The following is a 21373-nucleotide window of genomic DNA, read 5'->3' as shown; positions in this document are numbered from 1 at the left end:
TGGATCACAGCATTTTTTAGGACTTACGTCCGCGGCGTTCTCTCACTCGCACCGCTATGCGAACTGGCGAACCCTCGAAACCGAAGGACTCTCGGAATTTTCGCTCCAAATAGCGTCGGTAACCAGCATCGAGGAAGCCTGTTGTAAAGAGCACAATTACTGGTGGCCTCGTGGACGCCTGGGTGGCGAAAAGTACCCGGGGCACTCGTCCGCCCTTCATAGGAGGCGGATTTTGCGCAATGACTTGCCGCAACCAGTTATTGAGCTGCCCCGTCGTTACTCGCTGATCCCAGCTTTCGAGAGCCTTGATCATATACGGCTCCAAGCGGTTGAGTGCGCGACCGGTTTCCGCTGAAATATTGATTCGCGTCACCCATGGTATATGGGCTAGCTGCTGATCGATTTCGCGGTCGAGCTCCCACCGGCGGTCATCGGTCATGAGATCCCACTTATTAAAAGCGAGCACCAATGCCTTTCCCGATTCCAAAATCATATTGAGTACCCGCTGATCCTGCTCACTAACGGGCTCGGAGGAATCAATCATCATCACGCAAACTTCGGCTGCATCGATTGCGGCCCGGGTGCGTAGAGATGCATAGTACTCGTGGCCCTGGGCATTTTTCACTTTTTTACGCAGTCCAGCAGTATCGACAAAGCGCCAGGTTTGCTGGTCGAGGTGCACGATGGAATCCACTGGGTCGACGGTGGTGCCGGCGATATTATCTACCACCGAGCGTTCTTCACCAGAGATCTTATTCAACAACGAGGACTTACCGACATTCGGTTTACCGACCAAGGCTACACGCCGCGGTCCTTCGGTAATCGAGGAATGTCGAGGTTCCTCTGGGAATAAACGTAAAATTTCCTCCAGCACGTCGGCACCACCTCGGCCGTGGAGGGCAGAAACTGGCCACGGATCCCCAAGACCGAGAGCATAAAACTCAGCCATATCGGCGTATTGGTTATCGGAATCAAATTTATTGGCTACGAGGATAACGGGTACATCGGAGCGCTGCAGTTTTCGCGCCATGACACTATCGGTCTCGGTGATGCCCACCTTCGTGTCCACCACCATAACTATCACATCGGCCGTGGACATGGCTACTTCTGCTTGACGCGCGATTGCGCTGTGGATGCCCTTGGTATTTGGATCCCAGCCGCCAGTATCCTGGACCCAGAAGCGACTTCCGCCCCAATCGGCAATATAGGATATGCGATCGCGCGTGACCCCGGGATGGTCCTCGACCACAGCTTCACGGCGCCCTAAGAAACGATTAACGAGCGAAGATTTTCCCACATTGGGTCGGCCTACAATGGCAACGGTGCACAGTTTTTCGGAGATTGTATCATCGCGTTCGAAGCCGAAGGCACGCTCAACCTCTTCCCAATCCTGCTCGGAATAATCGTCGCCGAAATCGGGATCAGAGAACTCCGTTTCATCGAACTCTTCACCAAAAAATTTTGGGTCGTCATAGTCGAAGTCTTGAGCGTCAAAATCTCGGGCGGCATAGCCACCGCCCACGACCTCGATGTCTTCTTCTTCGTAGGCTTGATCGGCTGGAATCTCACCGTGACGTGTGGGATAGACAAATACTGTTTCTTCTTCTGTCTCGTGCTGATTTTTATTCGTCATGGGTGTTCTCCTTAGCCGCAGTTGTATTGTCAACGAGTTCGGTCACCACGGCAACGACCTCGTTAAGTGATAGATGTGAGGAATCGACCACGTGAGCGTCCTTAGCCGGTACGAGGGGACTAAGTGACCGCGTGGAATCTAGCTCATCGCGCCGCTGTACGGCAGCGAGAATTGCATCAAACTCCGCCTCGCGGCCTGATCGAAGTTCTTGGTCAAGACGGCGCTGAGCTCGCACTTCAGCAGAAGCTGTGAGAAAGATCTTCACCTGGGCCTGAGGAAGGACAACCGTGCCAATATCGCGCCCATCAACTACGCAGCGCTGGGCTTTTAGCGCCAAATCGCGCTGCAAGCCCACAAGGTTATCGCGCACTTCTTTTACCGACGATACTGCCGAGACTGCCTGGGTTACCGCAGTGCCACGTATCTCCTCTGAAACGTCCTCGCCACCAAGAATCACCTCTGTGGCTAGTGGATCCTCGTTAACGTCGAGTGGCAGATCGGTAGTTGCTGTGGCAACAGCGGTGGCATCCTGAGGGTCGATACCCAGGCGTAGTATATGCAAGGTCGCTACTCGATACATGGCGCCTGTGTCGAGATAGTGCGCGTGATAACGCTGGGCAACCAGCCGGCACACCGTAGACTTTCCAGCCCCCGAAGGTCCATCGACGGCAATGATCAGTTGATCAGCCATTACATGTCCACCACCTTATACAGGCTGGTTAATTCAGAGGTATTGAGGGCCCTCAGCGTGCCAGGCTTTTGCTCGCCCAACTGGATATTATGCAGCTTGGTGCGTACCAGAGCCTGCACGGGGAAGCCAGCTTCCTTCAGCATGCGACGCACTATGTGCTTACGTCCCTCGTGGATCTCCAGCCGTATCAGGGATTTACCTTGGTAGGTGTCAACAATCTGAACGTGATCGGCGCGTGCGGGCCCATCATCAAGCTCGATTCCCTTGAGTAAGGTACGAACCAAGTTGCGGTCGGCTTCGCCAAGTACCGTGGCGAGGTAAGTTTTCGAGACCTTGTAGCTGGGGTGCATGAGGCGGTTGGCTAGTTCTCCATCGTTGGTAAGAAGAATGAGCCCCTCCGTCGCCGCATCGAGCCGACCTACGTGAAAGAGGCGTTGGCCAGCGCTGACGCGTTCAGAAACAAGATCTCCAATACAGGGACGACCCATATCATCACTCATCGTGGAGTGCACGCCTCGGGGCTTATTCAAGACGAAGTACTGATAGTTTTCGTTAACATTGACCCGCACCCCATCCACCCGTATGAGATCGTTCTGCGGATCAACTCGCAGTCCCTGTTCCTGCACGATCTTTCCGTTAACTTCTACACGGGCTTGATCAATGAGCACTTCCGCGTGACGACGGGATGCTACGCCCGCTTGCGCAAGCACCTTTTGGAGACGAATCCCCTCACTACGGTGAACTGGCCCCCTGTCGAATGCGGTTTTATGCTGGTGCCGCGCTGGCTTTGCATTGGAGATATAGAGCTTGTCATCGCTTGATCGCGATGGCTTGCGTCGCGATCCCGATCCTCCGCGGCCTGATTGTTGTGCACCACTTCGTTTCGAACGTGGTTTTCCCGGTGTGCCATCCCGGCGAGCGGTTGGAGACATATGTCGCCTACTTTCAGTACAAGTGTCAAATAACATTCCCACCCTAGTCTACTGCCACGGGTAATACCACCTCCCACAGTAAAGCTCGAGTCTTAGGGTTGATCGAACTCGTCAATACTATCGATATCAGGGAGCAGAGGTGCTAGAGCTGGCAATTCTTCGAGCGACTCAATGCCCAGCAGCTCGAGAAAAAGAGCCGTGGTTTCATACTGCTGGGCGCCAGTGATCGCCTTCGTTTCAGCCTCGCGTATTAAACCGCGCAGGGTGAGTGTGCGTACGACCCCGTCGACGTTGACTCCCCGAATGGCAGCGATCTGCGCACGAGCTACGGGCTGGCGATAAGCGATAATCGCGAGGGTCTCCATCGCCGCCCGTGATAGTTTCGATTGCGAACCGTACAGCAGAAATTTTTCCACCCACTCGGCATTCTCACGACGAGTATAAAGCCTCCACCCCTCCGAGCTTTCCCTCAAGTCGAAACCACTACCACGTTGATGAAATTCCGCGCTAATCTCTTTGAGTGTGGCGCTGACGTGGCTTTCAGGTTGCGCTAGTGCGGCCGCGAGAGCTCCCGCAGTTATCGGGGAGTCAGAGACGAGCAAGATGGATTCGATCTGTGATCGCAAAGCGGATAGCGGATTCATTTTATCGTCCTTACCGCTCGCTCGAATCGTCCCACGTTGAATTGCGGAGTTCGATGCCCCGGACGATTCCTAGAATCTGTTGGTCGACGTCGTAGAGGACCTCGTCCAGGATAACCGGATCAACCTTGGTTTCATTACGGGCGGCCAAAAGTTCCTGCTGCGCTGCTCGTAGCGCCTCAAGGTTGATCTGAGCCATTTGGGTAGCTTCTTTGCGGGCGTGATCCCTGAGAGTCTTTGGGTCCACCACTGCATCGTCCTCGTAATGAATAAATTCTTCAAAGCGCTGCATGACAAGCTCAAGACGATCTTGCGGTAGATCTTTAGCGTGAGCGTCGATGACCCCTCGGGCAGCTTTGCGGGCACGACTGGCGAGCTCGGTGCGGGTTCGGTCGCCAAAAGCATCGGGATCTGCGTCTAAGTTGAGCTTTTTCATGAGTGCGGGAAGCGCTAGGCCCGGGATCACCATGGTCATAATTAAAACCACAAGGACGATGACGGGGAGCTCATGATAGAGCTTAAAATAGGTTGACGATGGAATGGACAAGACAAGGGTGAGAGTTACCAGCCCGCGCATACCAGCAAAAGTCAGAAGAAGAACTTCCTGGAGGCGCAGGGGCGAGGCAGTCTTACGTTTACCAGTGGTATTGAACCTATAAATAACTAAGAGAAAACTCATTCTCACGACAATGGCGACAACCGAGAGCGCCACTCCCACGAGTACCGCTTCGAGCAGTCCCGAGCCCATCTCTGAGATAGCTCGGCGGACGGTGGTGCCAATGAGACCGAAGGCTACACCGGTGAAAAGAAACTCCACCGTTTGCCAAAAAGATGTACCCGAGAGTCGGTCTTGAGCATTGATTTCAACTTTGGAATTGTATTCCACTGCAGCTACCACAATCGCTACCACCCCAGATGCCCCGAGCGCATCCGCGACCAGGTAGGTGGCAAACGGTATGGTCCAGGTGAGCGCGTTTCGAGCAGTGGAAGATTGCACCCAGCTTACGAATTTTGCCGAGGAGAATCCAATCATCAACCCAACAATGACGGCAACGCCGGCTCCGTATATAAATGCAAGAATTGGTTCCCACCAGCTCGGGGATTTCTTCTCCACAATCACCGACAGCGCCATAGAAAAGATCATGATCGAAGCGGCGTCATTAAAGAGCCCTTCATTCTGCAGGGTATTACTGATGCGGTAGGGAACGCCGGCGGGTTTGGCTACGGCATCTACAGCTACCGGATCCGTGGGAGCGATCGCGGCACCAATCATCATAGCGCCGGCCAAGGATAGACTCGGGATAAGAGCATACGCGCTTAACCCGATTGCGACTGAGGAGACAACAGTGAGCACCACCGCCAGTAGGGCGATTTCTAACCACTGGCGTCTGACCATCCCCCAACTTGAGCGCCTAGCCAAGGCCCACAGGAGCGGCGGGATGAAAATCGGCAGAATGAGATCCGGTGGAATCTCTACGGTTGGTATGCCGGGAAAGAGAATAGCTGCGCCTGTGACGACGGTCAAGAGGGCGGGCCATGGTAGGCCTGTGCGTTCGCCGATGGCCACCATCACCACCGTGGCCCCGATTAGCGCGATGACCGCGATCATAATGAGCACAGACCAATCCTTTCCCGACAATGTTTTTTTTGAAGGCTTTTAGTGTCCTCTACTTTTCCAGACTTTGGCCATTCTACAAATCGGTGTCCCAACTATCAGGCAACCGAATCAACCCCGGAGGGATCGTCCCATCGATCTGACCCATCGCTGATGGTAGAACTCCTAAGAGTGGGACCCCGCACTGAATGGGGAGTTCCTCGAGATTCAATCGGGTAGCTAGATCAGGATGAGGGGCTAGTTCGCCTCCAATCAAACCGCACACGTCTAGGCCGCGTAGCCTCGCCACCTCAACGGTGAGTTCAGCGAGGTTGAGAGAACCAAGTCCTAAGCTAGTGACCACCACCACTTTGGCATTGAGCGCTGCGATGAGGTCAGCGAAGGACTCAGTGTCGTTGTAGCGCACCAGCAAACCGCCCGCCCCTTCTACGAGGATCACTCCTGGATGCCCGAGTTCTATAGTGGAGATATGATGGGCCATTTCGGCAACGCTTAGAGCGGGTTGCCCGGCGCGCCGGGCCGCTAGATGTGGAGAAAGTGGCTCTGGATAGCGAATACACTCCACTGCGTTCACTCCGCTAAGCTGCGCGATGGTGAAAATATCGCCCGATCCTTCGGGCTCCCCGGTTTGGACGGGTTTTACCACTCGGACGTCATAGCCAGCATGTCGATATTCGACGGCGAGTGCAGCGGTGGCAATGGTTTTGCCGACCCCAGTGTTGGTTCCTGTGATGGCAAGGATATTCATGTTATTCCCGTCATTTCTTAGTGAGGTAGGTCTTGCGGTAGCGCTGATTTTCGTTGTAGACCAACGCGTCGATGGCAGAGGTGATCTTTGCTATTTCTGCTTCGGTCGCGATATAGGGCGGCATTGTGTAGACCAGCGTGCCGAATGGTCTCAGCCATACCCCGTGGCTAACGGCGATAGCGGTGGCTTCAGCCATGTCAACTGGTGCCTTGAGTTCGACAACACCAATGGCTCCCAAAACCCTGATATCTGCAACGACGTCGTATCTCTCGAGTGGCTGAAGCTGGACCTGAAGCTGGTGTTCAATGCGCTGTACTGCCTCTGTCCACGACGATTCCGCAATCATATGTATTGCTTCTTTCGCTACGGCGCAGGCTAAGGGATTCGCCATAAAAGTAGGGCCGTGCATCAGCGCCCCTCCACCCTGGGGACTTGAGATGACCTGGGCTATCGCCGGGGTGGTGATCGTTGCTGCTAGACTCATGAATCCTCCCGTGAGAGCCTTTCCCAGACAGATAATATCGGGCACAATTCCGGCGCTAAGGGTGGCAAAGAGCGTGCCGGTTCGTCCGAAGCCGGTAGCGATCTCATCGGCGATCATGACGAGCTCGTGGCGGTCGCAAATTTTTCGGACACCATGGACAACCTCGTCGTCATGAAAACGCATGCCTCCTGCGCCTTGCACCCTGGGCTCGATGATGATTCCAGCCACCGAATTATCGAGCAGCGACTCTAGTTTGTCGAGATACTCGGCTATCTCCTGTGAGTCTGAGCCGCGCGGTGGTGGTGGCGGTGCGAATATATGCTCGGCGATGATTCCCTTCCACATGGAATGCATGCCATTATCGGGATCACATACTGACATCGCCGCAAAGGTGTCCCCGTGGTAACCGCGGCGCCATGTGAGGAAACGATGGCGCTCTGGGTGGTTTTTACCGCGTTGATATTGCAATGCCATTTTCATGGCTACTTCCACAGCGACCGAACCAGAATCGCAGAAGAATACCTTTTCGAGACCCGGGTCTTTTAAAGGGCACGAACGAGATAGGAGTTTCACCAAGCTGGCGGCGCAGTCGATAGCTGGTTCGTGACTGAGACCTCCGAACATGACGTGGCTCATCCGAGAGATTTGGGTAGTGGCTGCGCTGACGAGTCTGGGGTGGTTATGTCCGTGGGCTACGGCCCACCACGAGCTCATGGCATCAATGAGCTGCTCCCCCGTTGCCAGGGAAATGATCGTTCCCGCGGCTGAGCTCACGATATATGGGTCTATGAGTGCGGGACTCGAACTATAGGGGTGCCAGAGATGGCGTTGGTCCTTCTCGATAAGGTGCGCAACAGTGGGTAGGTTCATATTTCCTCGATTCCTTGACTGCAACCTATCTTAAACACCGTTCAAGAATAAGAGCGAATATGCCACCTAAGGCTTGCTAATTGTGGATAATTTCAACTATGACCTCGATTAAACAGCGTTCAAGAACGAGTCCGCGTCATCCCCTAGCCACCGTGAGTGTGGTCAGCATTGAAGCCTGGGAGCGTTTCAGCTTCTACGGCATGCAAGCTATCCTCGCCTACTACCTGTACTACTCGGCCGGTGAGGGAGGACTAGGCATAGACAAGGCGCACGCGACTGCGCTCATAGGCGCCTACGGGGCTTTGGTCTATCTCTGTACCTTTGCGGGCGGATGGATATCCGATCATCTACTCGGTCCCGAAAAAACTCTCCTAGGCGGAGCAACCATATTGTGCCTGGGACACCTTATACTATCCCTCATCCACCCAGTACTAGGACTCGCCCTCGGGTTAAGTCTTATCGCCTTAGGTTCTGGATTGCTCAAAACCGCCGCTATCACCATCCTGGGCGCTGTATACAGTTCTGACTCAGACTCGGATCGCGAGGTAGGTTTTCAATTTTTTTATCTCGGTATTCAAGTCGCAGCGGTTCTCGGTCCTCTCCTAACGGGATGGCTCGCGCTGACATGGGGATTCCACCTTGGCTTCTTGGCAGCGGCTCTTCTTATGTTTATTGGTATGGGGATCTACCTTCTCCTGCGCACTCTCATGCTCACTCGTCTCAATAACGCTGCACGCACAAAGGTAATGTACCCCGCTCAACCCTACTCTCTTCGCACCGCGCTTCCAGTTATAGCTGGAGCTCTAGCTCTTCTCGCCGTCCTCGTCGGACTGGCTTCACGAGGAAGTATCAATCCACACCACCTTGCTGTGCTTCTACTTGCAGCTACTGCCTCAGTGGCCGTAGTTCTCTTTGTTACCATCCTGCGCTCTGCTCAGGTAAGCGAATCTGAGCGCACACAGGTGTGGAGGTTCGTTCCAATTTTTATAGCCTCGGTGTGCTTCTGGGCGATGATGAACCAAACTTATGGGGTTCTCGCAGTGTACTCCGATATTCGACTCAATCGCAGCCTCCTTGGGTTCATAGTGCCAGCAGCGTGGACCCAATCGCTCAACCCACTATTTGTTATCGTCTTCTCCGCTCCTGTGACCTATATATTCGCCCGACTCGGTAACCGGGGTCCCTCCTCTGCCAATAAACTTTCCATCGGAGTCATGATCACAGCTCTGAGTTTTTTGGTTTTCATACCTTATGCGGGTGGTACCGCAAATAGCACCCCTCTCATCGCCGTGGTCTTTGCTATCTGGATCGCAGCTATGGGTGAACTTTTCTGCGGACCAATAGGGATGGCCGCGACCGCAGCTCACGCACCCAATGCTTTTCGCACTCAGTTCTCAGCGCTCTTTTTCCTTACCCTTGCTATAGGCACCGCCTTGGCGGGGACAATTTCGCGATTCTACGACCCCAGCAGTGCTGAGGCAGAGATTCGCTACTTCTTAGGCTGCGCAGTCACAGGTCTGGTCGTCGGCGCTCTGACATTAGTCGCAACGCGTTCTCGACCTAAAAGTCACTCGGCAAGTAAATAGTCCGGGTAGCCTCCGCGAAAGCGTCGGGCCCTAAGGACCCGATTCCGTCCTGCAGACTCCCTAAAAAAGGCACACCCGTACGCGCCACAGCATCCATCAGAATCAGGCGCGTCTTCAAATCAGCCCCAAGGGGAAGTTTGCCACCCAAAAGACCACCCACCGTAGCGCCACAAGCGGTAGCAAAATCGACGGCCCGCAAAGCTATCTTTACGGCCTGCTCATCCATTCCGGAAACTACGATGAGCGGGGCATTAAGATCCGCAGCGATATGGGCAATGGTCTTTGCCCCAAAGAGCTCAACATCGAGGCCACCGGAGCCCTCGACCACCACAGTCTTACCAGCATCGATTAGTTCGCGCACTGAGGCGATGGGATCGGGGTCTTGGGAAAAATCTTTGCCTTTAATTCCGGTGAGTCTCTCAATGGTGCCAATATCGGGGGTCCAAGCGCTCAACGCGGCAACCTTTGCAGGTATAACGTCTTCGCCGCGGTCCTTGAGTACCTTAACGATAGCGGCTGCTGCCGTTGTTTTGCCTACCCCAGAAGCTAGGCCCGAAACCACAAGTGCTGGCATTATCGTAGCCCCTCTTTCCTGTACCCCTCTTATAGTAACTGTCTGCACGCCTGAATCAATGTCGCTGCTCATTCCCACGTACTGGCCGCCACCACTGCGGGATCAACATCCAGCCCAGTCCAGGAAATCCGCAGATCTTCTAGCGGCTCGTCCTGCTCCATGAGGATGGCACGTGCCTTGTACAACTCCAAAAGCGCAAGAAACCTACCCACCACTATGATGCTGCGGGAATCGGCAAAAGTAGAAAAGTTAACCCACTGGTGTGGGCCATACTCGTGCAAGATCTGAAGAACCGTGCCTGCTTGCTCAGGTACTGAAACGCTCACATGGTGAATATGCGCTGTAGCGACCTCCTCAGCAGGTTTCGGCCGGAATACACTTGCCGCGAACTCCGCGAAGCTCTCCCTCGTATGACCTAGGTTGACTGGTGCTAAGAGATCGACGAATTGAGGATCCATACTCAGGGCATGGGGATAAGACAACTGGGCTTGGCGCTGCCACTGCCGCAATTCTTCGGCTACCTTCTGATAGGCCTGATATTGCAGTAAGCGAGCAAATAAAAGATCTCTAAGCTCGAGGTATTCAATATCTTCTTCCACCTGACCACGCGGCAGTAGTCGAGCTGCCTTGAGATCCAGGAGGGTCGCCGCAACAACTAGAAATTCGGTGACCTCATCGAGACCAGAAAATTCACCGAGCTGCTTGGTGTACTCTACAAAATCATCTGTCACTGTGGCCAAAGCGATATCGGTAATATCCATCTTCCTGGCGCTAATGAGCTGCAGAAGCAAATCAAAGGGGCCTTCGAAATTATTTAACACTATGCGGAAGCCAGTAATCTCAGGCTGCACCGCACGATGCGGAATTGTAGGCATTTAACCGTGTGTGCGCTCGATAACCTCACGAGCCAATTGGCGGTATTGGGCAGCGCCAGCCGACGATGGAGCCCACGTGGTGATCGGTTCTCCAGCAACAGATGTTTCAGGGAAGCGCACCGTGCGAGTAATCACCGTGTCAAATACCTTGTCTTCAAATACTTCCACCACTCGCGACATCACTTCTCTCGCATGGGTGGTGCGCCGATCAAACATTGTGACCAGGATACCAACAATATCCAGATCGAAATTGAGACGATCACGAACTTTTTCCACAGTGTCAGTTAATAAAGCTAGACCGCGGAGGGAAAAATACTCGCACTCCATGGGAATGATGACCCCGTGGGAACAGGCCAAGGCGTTGACAGTCAGTAATCCTAGGGAGGGCTGACAATCAAGGAGTATATAGTCGTAATCTTTCATGACCGGCCTGAGCGCACGAGCTAGGGTTTGCTCGCGACCAACCTCGTTGACCAACTGAATTTCAGCAGCAGAGAGATCAATATTTGCGGGCACTAGATCAAGACCGGGTACCCCAGTTGAATGAATAGCGCCGTGGATGCTGACGCTGTGATCTACCAAAAGGTTATACACGGTGAGATCCAACTCATCGTGAGGGACCCCCAGACCCGCGGATAGCGCTCCTTGCGGGTCGAGATCGACTAAGAGTACTCGACGTCCCGCCTCAGCAAGACAAGCGCCGAGATTGATGGTGGAGGTCGTTTTTCCCACGCCACCCTTTTGGTTACACATCGAGATAATAGTAGCTGGGCCGTGCTTGTCGAGCGCGGCCGGTTCTGGAATATGGCGTAATGGGCGTCCGGTGAGACCGACCGTGCGGTCCGGGGTCTGGAAAAGACCATTATCAGCCATCAATACATCCTTCTACGTCTGCCCACCGATTACTGCGCTTTCTTCCTATATGATAAATCACATGGTGGTTATTTTAGCGATTGCAGAAGGTGTTTTGCCACCATAAAGTATTACTTGAGACTTTTCTTCTGTGCAGTCGACCGTGGGTGAGAGCTGCTCCACACTCGCCGTAAGTCCTCCACAGTGACATGAGTATAGATCTGGGTAGTAGTGACCGAGGAGTGTCCCAAGAGTTCTTGCACCACTCGAATATCCGCCCCTGACTGCAACATATGGGTCGCGAAACTATGCCGTAGGGTGTGCGGCGAAATATCTTTGTCAATTCCAGCCCGATTCGCGGCGTGTTTCAAGATCGCCCATGCCGACTGCCGAGATAAGGTACCTCCGCGTTTATTGAGAAAGAGAGCAGGGCCGCTGCCCCGGACCAAAGCCGGTCGCGCCCTGATGAGGTAGTGCTCAATCGCCTCGCGTGCCATCCTTCCGATAGGGACGATGCGTTCCTTACTGCCTTTGCCTTTTAGTTTCAGCATCCCAGTAGATTCGGAGATATCGTCAACCGAAAGTGCAACAACCTCACTAATGCGGGCACCCGTTGCGTAGAGCAATTCCACGAGTGCGCGATCGCGAAGGTCGTATATGGAGGCGTATTCGCTGTGTGGAATAGCTTCAATGAGAGACTCAACCTCGGCTATGGAGAGTGTATCAGGCAGGTGACGTCCTTGAGCAGGCGGCGAGACTTCCGCCGCCACATCGGACTCGAGTAAACCTTCGAGAAAACAAAACTTGTGCAAACCCCGCACCACCGCCAACGCTCGCGCAACAGACGCAGCAGCTAGAGGCTTCGCAATCGCTCCGCTGCGCAAATCGTAGATATAAGCTTCGATATCGGCGGTGGTAACCTCGCTAAGATCACGGCGCTGTGCCGCGCTCAGCCACCCTAGATAGCGATCCACATCGCGGCGGTAGTTGCTGAGAGTGTGCGCACTCAGACCTCGCTCAACTGTTAGATAACTCAACCACTGCTGAGCGGCCTCAGCATTAGTGGTCACCTTGTGCGTCTTTCTTTTTCATGTCACCGGTCAGGCCCATAGCTTGCCGACGCTGCGCCAGTTTCACTGGGCGTAGCGAAAATTCGCTCGTCTCAGATCTTAAGGCCTGACCAGTACTGCGCAGTCGCCACGCCGTCATGAGCCCTACTATAGCTATTGAATTGACGATCTCGCCTTTCATAATCATCTCAATAGCCTCGTTAAGATCAACCCACAGAACGCTCATATCGGCCTCTTCGTCGTGGGCTACAGGTTGAGATACGAGACTGAGCTCCTCAGCTTGATAGATGCGCACCGCCTCATCGCAAAAGCCGGGGCTGGTCACCGTATCACAGAGTAGCCCCCACCGGTTTGCTGACAGACCCGCTTCTTCAGCTAGTTCGCGACGTGCCCCCTCAAGGGGATCTTCCCCTGCGATGTCTAACAGTCCAGCTGGTAGTTCCCATAGGCGCTGATCGACCGCTCGGCGGTACTGCTTTATGAGGAGAACGCGGTCATTGTCGAGCGCAACCACTGCTACTGCGCCGAAGTGCTCAACGACCTCACGATAAGCGAGCGTGTCACCTGGCATCATGACTTGATCGCGGCGCACCGCGATGATAGGGGCTTCAACCAGTAGTTCGGAGCCCACCACTGTAAACTGATGTGCAGTCATTATCCTATGCGCGGTGCTGGTGAAGCTGCGTCGGCACTAGCGGCTGCACCATATGCGCCAGAGGAACCACGCAGCTGCTCCTTCAGCGCTAGGACAGTCGCGATCTTGGCCCATGTTCGGTCGATGGAATCGACCGTTGAGACTGCAGAGCGCGTGCTCGGATTAGACCTTAGAACCCCAATTAAACCAGTGTCGCTCGCAGCGTGCACCCGGCCAGCCACAACCAGACCTCCCGCACGGGCATCAATAGCTTCGGCAAAAGCCGCCTGAGTAGTCACCGTGAAATTATCATCGGTAGAGCCAGGATTATCCCCCGTTAGGAGGACAGCGACGTGCGCTGGTGAGATGCTGCCGTCCTCATAATTAATAAAACCGGCCTCCTTAAGCGCACCCAAGACGATCGCGCGTTCCTCCGGGCTTGCTTGAGGCTTCTGCTCCTCAGTTCCCTCCCTAACGGGCTCGAACATCAGAGTCGATCCCAAGGACTCCCCTGCATGGGTGCCGGGATCAAGTTTATCGACACTCAGTTGAGCACCAGCGGGAAGAGTGAGAGTTACGGTGTTTTTTAAACTGTCAGCTCCAGCTTGATCAAAGAATTTCTCGGTGAAATAGATTGTGCCAGAATTACCAGCTCCGGCCTGATCCAGCAGGGCGCGCATTGCTTCCACATCGGCTTTATCGGCTTCGGCAGTAGCTAGTATCAGGACTCCGCGATCAATAAGTGCTTCTCGCACCGCTGCGGCTGAGATATTGTCGATAATGGCATCGGCACTCTTCGATTGAGCCTGAGCTATAGCGACATCCTCACGTGCAGCATCCCGTTCGGCTGCAATGGAACCTACCCGTATTGCACTGCCTGCTGGGAGATGGGGGGCCAATATATAGGTACCCAGGCAGACTCCGCCTGCAAGACCCAACCAGATACCAGTTAAAACAGCGTGTCCGCGACCAGTTTTCATCTCTACTGTCCTTTCACGAGGTTTTGGAAGGAAAGGGCGATATTATTCCATGTGTTTACGAGATTATCCGTAAAGGACGCATCACCGCCGAATCCTGCGATCACAATGACAGTAGCTGCGAAAACGAGAAACGCCAGCAGAGCCCACAACCAGCCCAAACGCGAGCCACCACTGACCGAGTACAGACTCGATATCGCCGTAGCGTCGACAAGCTTGGGTCCCAATTTGGCGCGCGTTAATAACTGAGCGGGATTGGCGCTGGCAGCTTGGGCAAAAAGCCCATCAAGACTAAACGAGGAACCGGCGCTCACCACGAGCTCTGCGCCGTGATAATCGGCCAGAAGAAGAGCGAGATCAGTAGAGCTATCCACAGCGGAGGGGAAGGTCATTGCACCGATACCGAGGTCTTGTATCCGCTCTAGACCAACTGCATGCCCGTCAGGATCAGCTGGCAAAATAACCCGCGCTCCGCAGCGCAGCGCCTCGTTACCCACGACCAGTGGATCGCCAACTATATATTCCGGGGTATATCCATGGTTGACCAAAATATCCGCGGCTTGATCGACAGCGATAATAACCGGCTCATATTCTCGGATAAAGAACTTCAGGCTAGCTAGTTGCTCTGCGGCCCCTATGCCAGGGCTGACAACGAGAGCTTTTCGCCCCCACATCTCGCGCCCCACCTCGGGTATTCCCAAACCATCAATCAGCAAAGGGGATTCGGAATTGATAAATTCGATGGTATTACCAAAGTAGGCATTCATAGAGTCCAGCAAATTCTGCTGCGCATCGGCGAAAAGCACACTAGCTGCAGTCATAGTCATAGGAACGCCGGCTGCGATGAGCCGCTCACCGTAATATAATTTGCCGTCATCGGTGAGACGTGCCTTCTTGCCATCTTTAAGATTCTCCCAGATTCCGGCTCCAGTAGCTTCCACCAGCATAATTCCGCTGTCGAGCAATAACTGCGGGCCGAAGTTAGGAATCGCGCCTGTACTGAAACGCTGGGAATTGATAACCGCAGCTGGTTTCACATCGATGAGACGCTGCGCCAAGCTGCGAGAGATATCAGCGACATCGATAACCGCGATATCACCCTCACGCAAGCGCTTAAAACCCTTGCCGTGGATGGATAGATCGCGTGTAGCTCCCTGGAGTCCGGGAAGGTCTGAGGAATGAGAGAATAAACCCATGCGCTCAATCTTTGCTCTTTTCGATGCCCAATAGGGTGAGCCACGCAGCAAAAAGTCCTAAAAATTCCCTTGATGCTTCTCTAGCGCATCATGCGCACTTCATCTTGGGCCTTTTCGAGTAGCTCACGAGCATGGGCACGCCCAGTGGCGGTATCTTCAAGTCCCGCGAGCATTCGCGCCAGTTCTTCTATACGCTGATTATGATCGAGGGAGGAAATACCGGAGACAATTGAGGCCTCGCCTACTTCTTTCGACACGTGGATATGGGTGTCAGCATAGGCTGCTACCTGGGGTAGGTGAGTCACGACGATCACTTGGTGATGGGTAGCCAAGCGGGCGAGTCGACGGCCAATCTCGACTGCAGCACGACCTCCGACTCCGGCATCGACCTCGTCGAAAACTAATGTGGTACCGTGCGAGCTCGCTGCCAGGATGACTTCAAGAGCCAGCATGACGCGAGATAGTTCACCACCCGAGGCTGACGACGCCAAGGGGCGGGGTTCGGCCGCGCTATTAGCTGCAAGTAAAAATTCCGCCTCATCGATCCCCGTCTTGCCTGGTTCTATACGCCTCATCTGCACACTGAAAACCGCCTTAGACATGGCTAGACCGTGGAGCTCATTGCTTACCTGCTTGCTTAAAGTTGCAGCTGCCTTTACGCGCTTGTGGGACAGCTTTTTCGCTGCCTCCAGCATCTTTTGCTCGGCAATACGGGTGTCTTCTCTGAGCGCGTCTAAGGCATCAGGGGAAATATTGATAGTCTGACGCTTCGCTTCCGCTTTAGCCAACCATTTCAGCACTCCGGTAATGTCGGGCGCATATTTTCGGGTCAGTGCTTTTAAATCCTGCTGACGCTTCAGCAGATTGTCCAACTCCTGGTCGTCGGTTGGTAGAGCACTCAGGTACGAACCTAACTCCGCCGAGATATCGCTCAGCGAGCCTGTCATATCCCGCAACCTCGACCCCAATTCGTTAAGAACTGGATCAGAACTGGAATTCAAATATGTGTGCGCTCGCCCGAGCAGATCCGAGGCACCTTGGACTTCCTCAGTATCAAACTGGGAGAATTCTCCAGAGCCGTCGATCGCTGACAGTGCCCCAACAGTATGCTCTCTGAGTTCGTCTACGTCTTGTAAACGCCTAATTTTCTCGAGAATGTCTTGATCTTCATGAGGGCTCGGATCAATGGCTCTGATCTCTTCAATAGCAAAGTCGAGCCGATCAGCCTCTTGAGCTAATTCGCGCCGCGACTCAGTGCGCATTTTAAGATCCGCTTTGAGACGGGACCATTGTTTGTACTTTTCAGCATACTCGTCGGCCGCCTTCTGGATGGCTGGATCTAACCTGTCGATCGCCTCGAGCTGTCGTTCGGGAGCAAGCAGTCTTAATTGGTCGTTTTGGCCATGAATGGTGAGGATATTAGCGCTAAAATCCGAAATATTGGCAGCTGGAACTGCTCGGCCTCCTAGATATGCTCGAGAACGACCAGCAGCGCTCACTGTTCGGGTTACTATAAATTCGCCATTTTCATCGCTTGTCCCTCCAGCTGTGTCAACCACGCGCTGAGCCTGCTCGCAGATAGACTCTTCAATCCCAGCGAGGCTGAAATGTCCTTCTACCGCAGCCTGCTTGGAACCGGTACGCACTCGGCTCGCATCGGCTCGACCACCCGTGAGCAGGCGCAGGCCGGTAACGAGCATAGTCTTGCCAGCTCCTGTTTCTCCGGTGAGAACGGTGAGCCCTGAGCTTAGCTCCACTGAGGCTTTGGGAATGACACCGAGATTTTCAATACTGATATCCGCGAGCATATAACTATCCTACCGAGAATTCGCACATATATGCGATTATGATCATCGTGTTTGAATGGGGCCACGCCACCCTTGAGTGGGTAGCTTCAACTTGCTCACTAAACGATCGGTAAAGGGACGATCATCCAACCGTACCCACTGGATGCCTTGTTGACCGCGTCTGATTTCAACACGGAATCCCGGGGGTAATTCAATGGTGCGGAATCCGTCCATCACGGCGTAGGCGGGATGGCTTGATGCACTCGATTCAATTGCGACCGTCGACCCTGGGGCCACCACCAGTGGTTTTGTGAATAGCGCGTGGGCGTTATTGGGTACAACAAGGATGGCATCAAGTTCCGGCCAAAGCACTGGGCCACCGGCTGAAAATGCATAGGCGGTTGAACCAGTGGGGGTAGAAACGATGATTCCATCGCAGCCATAAGAACTAACCGGCCGCCCGTCAATATCAAGGATGGCGTCGAGTACCCCAGTTCGAGTTTGGTTCTCAACGCTGAGCTCATTAAGAGCCCAGCCGGAACCGAGAGGTTCACCTGCCGGGCCCAGAGCCGAGATATTGAGGGTCATTCGCTCTTCAATCCGGTAATCTCCGGAGATGACCCTTAGGACTGCTTCTTCTAGCGAGTCTTTTTCCCACTCTGCGAGGAAGCCGATATGGCCTAAATTGATGCCTAGAACTGGCAATTGAGCGAAATAAGCGAGATCAGCAGCCCGCAAGAACGTGCCATCGCCACCCGTAACGAAGACGAGGTCAATGCCTTCCACAGCGCCGGGACCGTGAGTAACACTGGGAAATTTCCTGAGAACAGGGTGACTGGCAATGGTTTTATTCTCGGGGTTAATGAGAATCCTGACAGCTATTCCTGCCTCACGCATCATACGCGCTGCAACAGCAGCAGAGTTGATATTGGCGGCACGGCCGGCGTGGGGTACGAGGAGTACACTAGTGGGCTGGTGGGTCACTGTGGCCCCTCTAATACGGCTTGCTGAACCATCGTTGTTATCTCGTCTTCCGATCGCAGGTGTGCGGCTCCATCTTTGCGTAGCCACAAGAAATACTCTACATTTCCTGATGGTCCAGGTAGTGGCGATGCCACGACGGCGTTTACCGAGCACCCTACACTTTGAGCAAATAACGCGATATCGCGGGTAACCTCTGCTCGCAGCTCTCTACTGCGCACTACGCCGCCGTTCCCTAGTCGTTCTTTACCGACCTCAAATTGGGGCTTGACCATAGGAAGTAAATCTGCGCCCATAGTTAAGCACTCAATAATGGGGGGTAGTGTGAGAGTGAGGGAAATAAAAGAAAGATCTCCTACCATTGCCTCGCAGAGACCTCCACACATCTCGGGTGTGAGGTGTCGAATATTCGTGCGATCTAAAACTCGCACGCGAGCGTCATTTTGCAAGCGCCACACGAGTTGTCCGTACCCTACGTCGCAGGCCACAACTTCGGCGGCGCCCCGACGCAGCACCACGTCGGTGAACCCTCCGGTGGAGGCTCCAGCGTCGAGAACCTTTTTCCCTTTAAGATCGAGGCCTAAAGGCTCGAAAGCTTCTAATGCCCCGAGCAGCTTATGGGCTCCGCGCGAAGCCCAGGTATCCAACTGACTGCCGACGACTCGAATCGAGATATCGGGGTCGACCTGAGTTGCCGGTTTGAGTGCGAGTATTCCCGCCACAAAGACGCGCTGTTCGCGAATCATGTCGACGGCATGCTCGCGCGATCGAGCGATTTTCCTCCGGACGAGCTCTGCATCTAAACGTTTTCTGTTTACGGCCACGAGTTCTCGCCCCCTTATTGCAAGGCCCGATGAAGTAATTCATGGGCGGCGTTTAAGACTTCGTACTCATCATCTAGGCTAGCAGTAGGACGAGCCAAAACGTCGACAACCGTGCGCTTGAGTTCATTGGGGTCGATTGAGGTGCTCTCCGGACCGGGTTTTGGCATCTTCGCTATTGCCACTGATCCACTGCCTTGGCTGCGCTCTCACCCTTGACACTTATACTTCCAGAGAAGGCTGACTCTTGGTGCCAGGCGAGTTGAAGGACAGTACGCAACGCTTGATCAGGACGCGACTCAGAATCTCCACCGGACAGCACGATATGATCACCGTCCCAATGGGCCACGAAACCGCCTTGCGCCCCTGGCTTCAGCGTTTCCAGCGGTTGCCGGACGTCGCTGAAATCCCGAGCGATATATGTAGGGCGCTCGTGCTGAGGTGCTCGCAGAAGTGCGAAATGTTTAGAGACGCCAGTAAGTACGTGGAGAGTGTCAAAACCCGCAGCCACTCCGCCAGCGATATCGGTATTGAGGCGATCGCCTACGCCCAAAGGACGCTTAGATGAGAGCTTGGCCGCGGCGGAATAGAACATAGCAGGCTCCGGCTTGCCCGCGGACGTGGGAGCGATGCCAGTCGCGTGAACGACGGCTTGGATCATCGATCCATTACCCACCATCAGCCCCCGCTCCATGGGGAGGGTCGAGTCCAAATTGGAAGCAAAATACTTAGCGCCCTGTGCGATTGCTAAGGCCGCTTCGGATAATTGAGCCCAACCAGTTTGAGGATTGTGGCCGTGCAGGACGGCTTTAGGGTTATCGTCGGCGGAATCGACAACTATATATCCAGCTGTGGTGGCCAAGTCCTTGAAGGAATCCGTTCCCAACACATAAACGGAATCACCAGGTTGTAGGTGATCAGCCGCCATCTCCACCGCTGCTTGGGCGGAGGTAAGAATCTGCTCCGTACCCGTGGGAACACCCATCTTAGAAAGCAGGGAGGCAACCGTACTGGGGTGCCTGGAGGCGTTGTTCGTAATATACATAACCGGCACTGTGGTCTCGTTGATCACATTCTCAACATAAGGGAGAAGCCTACCGCCCTCCCAGACGGTTCCGTCCAGGTCGAGCAGTAGGCTGTCGTAATGATCGAGGGCGCATTTCGTCATGCGCACTATATTACTAGGATAGCTCTCGCAATCTCTCATCGGCATCGAGAAGACGATCGACATCTTGTTTATCGGCGTGGCTGAACCACTCTATCGCTTCCTCGGTACGTCCCACCTGAGCTAAAGCATCGGCATAGGCATAGGACAGACGGGCATAGGCAGGGTCGATCTGTCGCGGATCGGGATTTTCCTGTTGCAAGGTTGTGACAGCAGAATCAATCTGACCGAGATCGCTACGAGCTCCGGCTACCACGATGGCGAGCTCAATCTGGGAAGCCCGATCCAACCCCTCATGCTCCTCGCGTGCCAGCTCAATTGCTTTAGCTGGACGCCCCAGTCCGCGCTCGCAATCTGCCATAACTGCGACCAATCCGGGTCCGGCTGACATCCGTCGTGCCGCACGAAGCTCAGACAGGGCTTCCTTCCACTCGCCGGCATGATAGGCAACTATGCCGCAGGTTTCCCGCACGACCGCGATTCGACCCGCCCGATCTTTAGCTGCGCGGGCGTGAGATAGCGCCAATTTGGGGTCATCTGCGAGCCATGTGACGGCCATAACCAAGTGCTTGGCCACAGCATCTGCGTTATCTTTCGATAGCACCTTGAGATCTTGCACAATCATTGGGTCCAGAACGGACGTGTCAAGGTCGCTGGGGATCTGCGGCTCATTGATGCGCTTATTAATGCGCTCCTCGCGATAGCCGGGGCGCTGCGCGTGAAAACTCCGCTTCTCAGGGCGAGAGGCGCCTGCGCGATTAGCGTGACGACGATCGCCGCCACCACGCCTATCATCCTCGCTGTGCCTATCACCGCCGCTGTCTCGACGGTCATTACTCCGGCGGCGTTCGTCGTCTCGACCGCGCCTATCCTCGTCACGGGGCCTACCTCGCCCCTCTTCGTCGCGTGACCATCTGCGCTGCGGAGTGCTCCGACGCGGCGCTCCACTGCGATGGCCGTTGTCTTGTCGACCAGATCCGGGCCTCCGGGAGTTTCTTGAAGAGTCATTGTGTTGAGTCATGATATCCATTTTCTACATACAAAAAGCGTGACGTATTGAATATTAAGGGCTATTCCTTAGCATTCAACACGTCACGCTTTCTATTGTTCACTGTTAAGTTTTAGGTCGGCGGTGACTTACTCTCCCACAAACTCCCGTTTGCAGTACCATCAGCGCTACCAGGCTTAGCTTCCGGGTTCGGAATGGGACCGGGCGTACCCCTGACGCAATAACCACCGAC

At 54.3% G+C, this 21373-nt stretch carries 21 protein-coding genes and 1 rRNA gene; 1 reads left to right on the top strand and 21 read right to left on the bottom strand.

Going from position 1 to position 21373, the window contains the following annotated elements; all coding sequences use genetic code 11:
* Nucleotides 1–16 precede the first annotated feature (16 nt).
* From der to N7326_RS00080, 7 genes are all read right to left on the bottom strand, one after another.
* Nucleotides 17–1633, bottom strand: coding sequence for a ribosome biogenesis GTPase Der (gene der / locus N7326_RS00110; RefSeq protein ID WP_263087989.1), 1617 nt, complete (start codon nt 1631–1633; stop codon nt 17–19).
* Complete coding sequence (gene cmk / locus N7326_RS00105) at nt 1623–2324, bottom strand: (d)CMP kinase (protein WP_263087988.1); 702 nt, start codon at nt 2322–2324, stop codon at nt 1623–1625. The genes der and cmk overlap by 11 nt, the downstream gene beginning before the upstream one ends.
* On the bottom strand, nt 2324–3256 hold the full coding sequence (locus N7326_RS00100; RefSeq protein ID WP_259157837.1) for a pseudouridine synthase: 933 nt from the start codon (nt 3254–3256) through the stop codon (nt 2324–2326). Before N7326_RS00100 ends, cmk begins: the two co-directional genes overlap by 1 nt.
* A gap of 92 nt (nt 3257–3348) precedes the next feature.
* Nucleotides 3349–3900: an SMC-Scp complex subunit ScpB gene (gene scpB, locus N7326_RS00095; RefSeq protein ID WP_259289190.1), complete on the bottom strand. Its 552-nt coding sequence runs from the start codon at nt 3898–3900 to the stop codon at nt 3349–3351.
* A 10-nt stretch (nt 3901–3910) separates the two neighbouring features.
* Complete coding sequence (locus N7326_RS00090) at nt 3911–5506, bottom strand: cation:proton antiporter (protein WP_396124704.1); 1596 nt, start codon at nt 5504–5506, stop codon at nt 3911–3913.
* Nucleotides 5507–5588: 82 nt separating this feature from the next.
* Nucleotides 5589–6260, bottom strand: coding sequence for a dethiobiotin synthase (bioD, locus tag N7326_RS00085; protein WP_263087986.1), 672 nt, complete (start codon nt 6258–6260; stop codon nt 5589–5591).
* Nucleotides 6261–6270: 10 nt separating this feature from the next.
* Nucleotides 6271–7614, bottom strand: a complete 1344-nt coding sequence (locus tag N7326_RS00080) for an adenosylmethionine--8-amino-7-oxononanoate transaminase (protein WP_263087985.1) — start codon at nt 7612–7614, stop codon at nt 6271–6273.
* A 98-nt stretch (nt 7615–7712) separates the two neighbouring features.
* Between N7326_RS00080 and N7326_RS00075 the strand changes: the two genes are divergently transcribed.
* Complete coding sequence (locus N7326_RS00075; RefSeq protein WP_263087984.1) at nt 7713–9200, top strand: peptide MFS transporter; 1488 nt, start codon at nt 7713–7715, stop codon at nt 9198–9200.
* On the opposite strand, the gene N7326_RS00070 is transcribed toward N7326_RS00075, so the two are convergent.
* The 14 genes from N7326_RS00070 to rrf all read right to left on the bottom strand — a co-directional run bounded on the left by N7326_RS00070 (nt 9175) and on the right by rrf (nt 21373).
* Nucleotides 9175–9774 carry an AAA family ATPase gene (locus N7326_RS00070; RefSeq protein ID WP_259077058.1) on the bottom strand — a complete coding sequence of 200 codons (600 nt, stop codon included), beginning with the start codon at nt 9772–9774 and terminating at the stop codon, nt 9175–9177. The genes N7326_RS00075 and N7326_RS00070 overlap by 26 nt on opposite strands.
* A gap of 68 nt (nt 9775–9842) precedes the next feature.
* On the bottom strand, nt 9843–10649 hold the full coding sequence (locus N7326_RS00065) for a segregation and condensation protein A (protein WP_263087983.1): 807 nt from the start codon (nt 10647–10649) through the stop codon (nt 9843–9845).
* Entirely contained in the window at nt 10650–11522 is an 873-nt protein-coding gene (locus tag N7326_RS00060) for a ParA family protein (protein WP_263087982.1), read from the bottom strand.
* 110 nt (nt 11523–11632) lie between these two features.
* On the bottom strand, nt 11633–12571 hold the full coding sequence (gene xerD / locus N7326_RS00055; protein ID WP_259077063.1) for a site-specific tyrosine recombinase XerD: 939 nt from the start codon (nt 12569–12571) through the stop codon (nt 11633–11635).
* A complete protein-coding gene (locus tag N7326_RS00050) occupies nt 12561–13226 on the bottom strand; it encodes an NUDIX domain-containing protein (protein ID WP_259077065.1) in 666 nt (221 codons plus the stop codon). The genes xerD and N7326_RS00050 overlap by 11 nt, the downstream gene beginning before the upstream one ends.
* Nucleotides 13226–14185 (bottom strand): copper transporter, encoded by a 960-nt coding sequence (locus N7326_RS00045; protein ID WP_259077066.1) that lies wholly within the window; start codon nt 14183–14185, stop codon nt 13226–13228. Before N7326_RS00045 ends, N7326_RS00050 begins: the two co-directional genes overlap by 1 nt.
* 2 nt (nt 14186–14187) lie before the next feature.
* Nucleotides 14188–15378 (bottom strand): putative cytokinetic ring protein SteA, encoded by a 1191-nt coding sequence (gene steA, locus N7326_RS00040; protein WP_396124696.1) that lies wholly within the window; start codon nt 15376–15378, stop codon nt 14188–14190.
* 80 nt (nt 15379–15458) lie between these two features.
* The gene (gene recN, locus N7326_RS00035; RefSeq protein ID WP_259077068.1) at nt 15459–17186 is read right to left on the bottom strand and encodes a DNA repair protein RecN; all 1728 of its coding nucleotides are present in this window, start codon (nt 17184–17186) and stop codon (nt 15459–15461) included.
* A gap of 42 nt (nt 17187–17228) precedes the next feature.
* Entirely contained in the window at nt 17229–18164 is a 936-nt protein-coding gene (locus tag N7326_RS00030) for an NAD kinase (RefSeq protein WP_396124705.1), read from the bottom strand.
* Nucleotides 18146–18970 carry a TlyA family RNA methyltransferase gene (locus tag N7326_RS00025; protein WP_259077072.1) on the bottom strand — a complete coding sequence of 275 codons (825 nt, stop codon included), beginning with the start codon at nt 18968–18970 and terminating at the stop codon, nt 18146–18148. The genes N7326_RS00030 and N7326_RS00025 overlap by 19 nt, the downstream gene beginning before the upstream one ends.
* A gap of 14 nt (nt 18971–18984) precedes the next feature.
* Nucleotides 18985–19152 (bottom strand): hypothetical protein, encoded by a 168-nt coding sequence (locus N7326_RS00020; protein ID WP_259077074.1) that lies wholly within the window; start codon nt 19150–19152, stop codon nt 18985–18987.
* Nucleotides 19143–20135, bottom strand: coding sequence for an HAD-IIA family hydrolase (locus tag N7326_RS00015; protein ID WP_259077076.1), 993 nt, complete (start codon nt 20133–20135; stop codon nt 19143–19145). The genes N7326_RS00020 and N7326_RS00015 overlap by 10 nt, the downstream gene beginning before the upstream one ends.
* A 13-nt stretch (nt 20136–20148) precedes the next feature.
* A complete protein-coding gene (locus N7326_RS00010) occupies nt 20149–21153 on the bottom strand; it encodes a hypothetical protein (protein ID WP_259077078.1) in 1005 nt (334 codons plus the stop codon).
* A 103-nt stretch (nt 21154–21256) separates the two neighbouring features.
* A 5S ribosomal RNA gene (gene rrf, locus N7326_RS00005) occupies nt 21257–21373 on the bottom strand.

The sequence above is a fragment of the Corynebacterium sp. ES2794-CONJ1 genome (genome assembly GCF_025660615.1).
GTDB lineage: Bacteria > Actinomycetota > Actinomycetes > Mycobacteriales > Mycobacteriaceae > Corynebacterium.
This window is presented reverse-complemented; position numbering and strand designations above follow the sequence as displayed.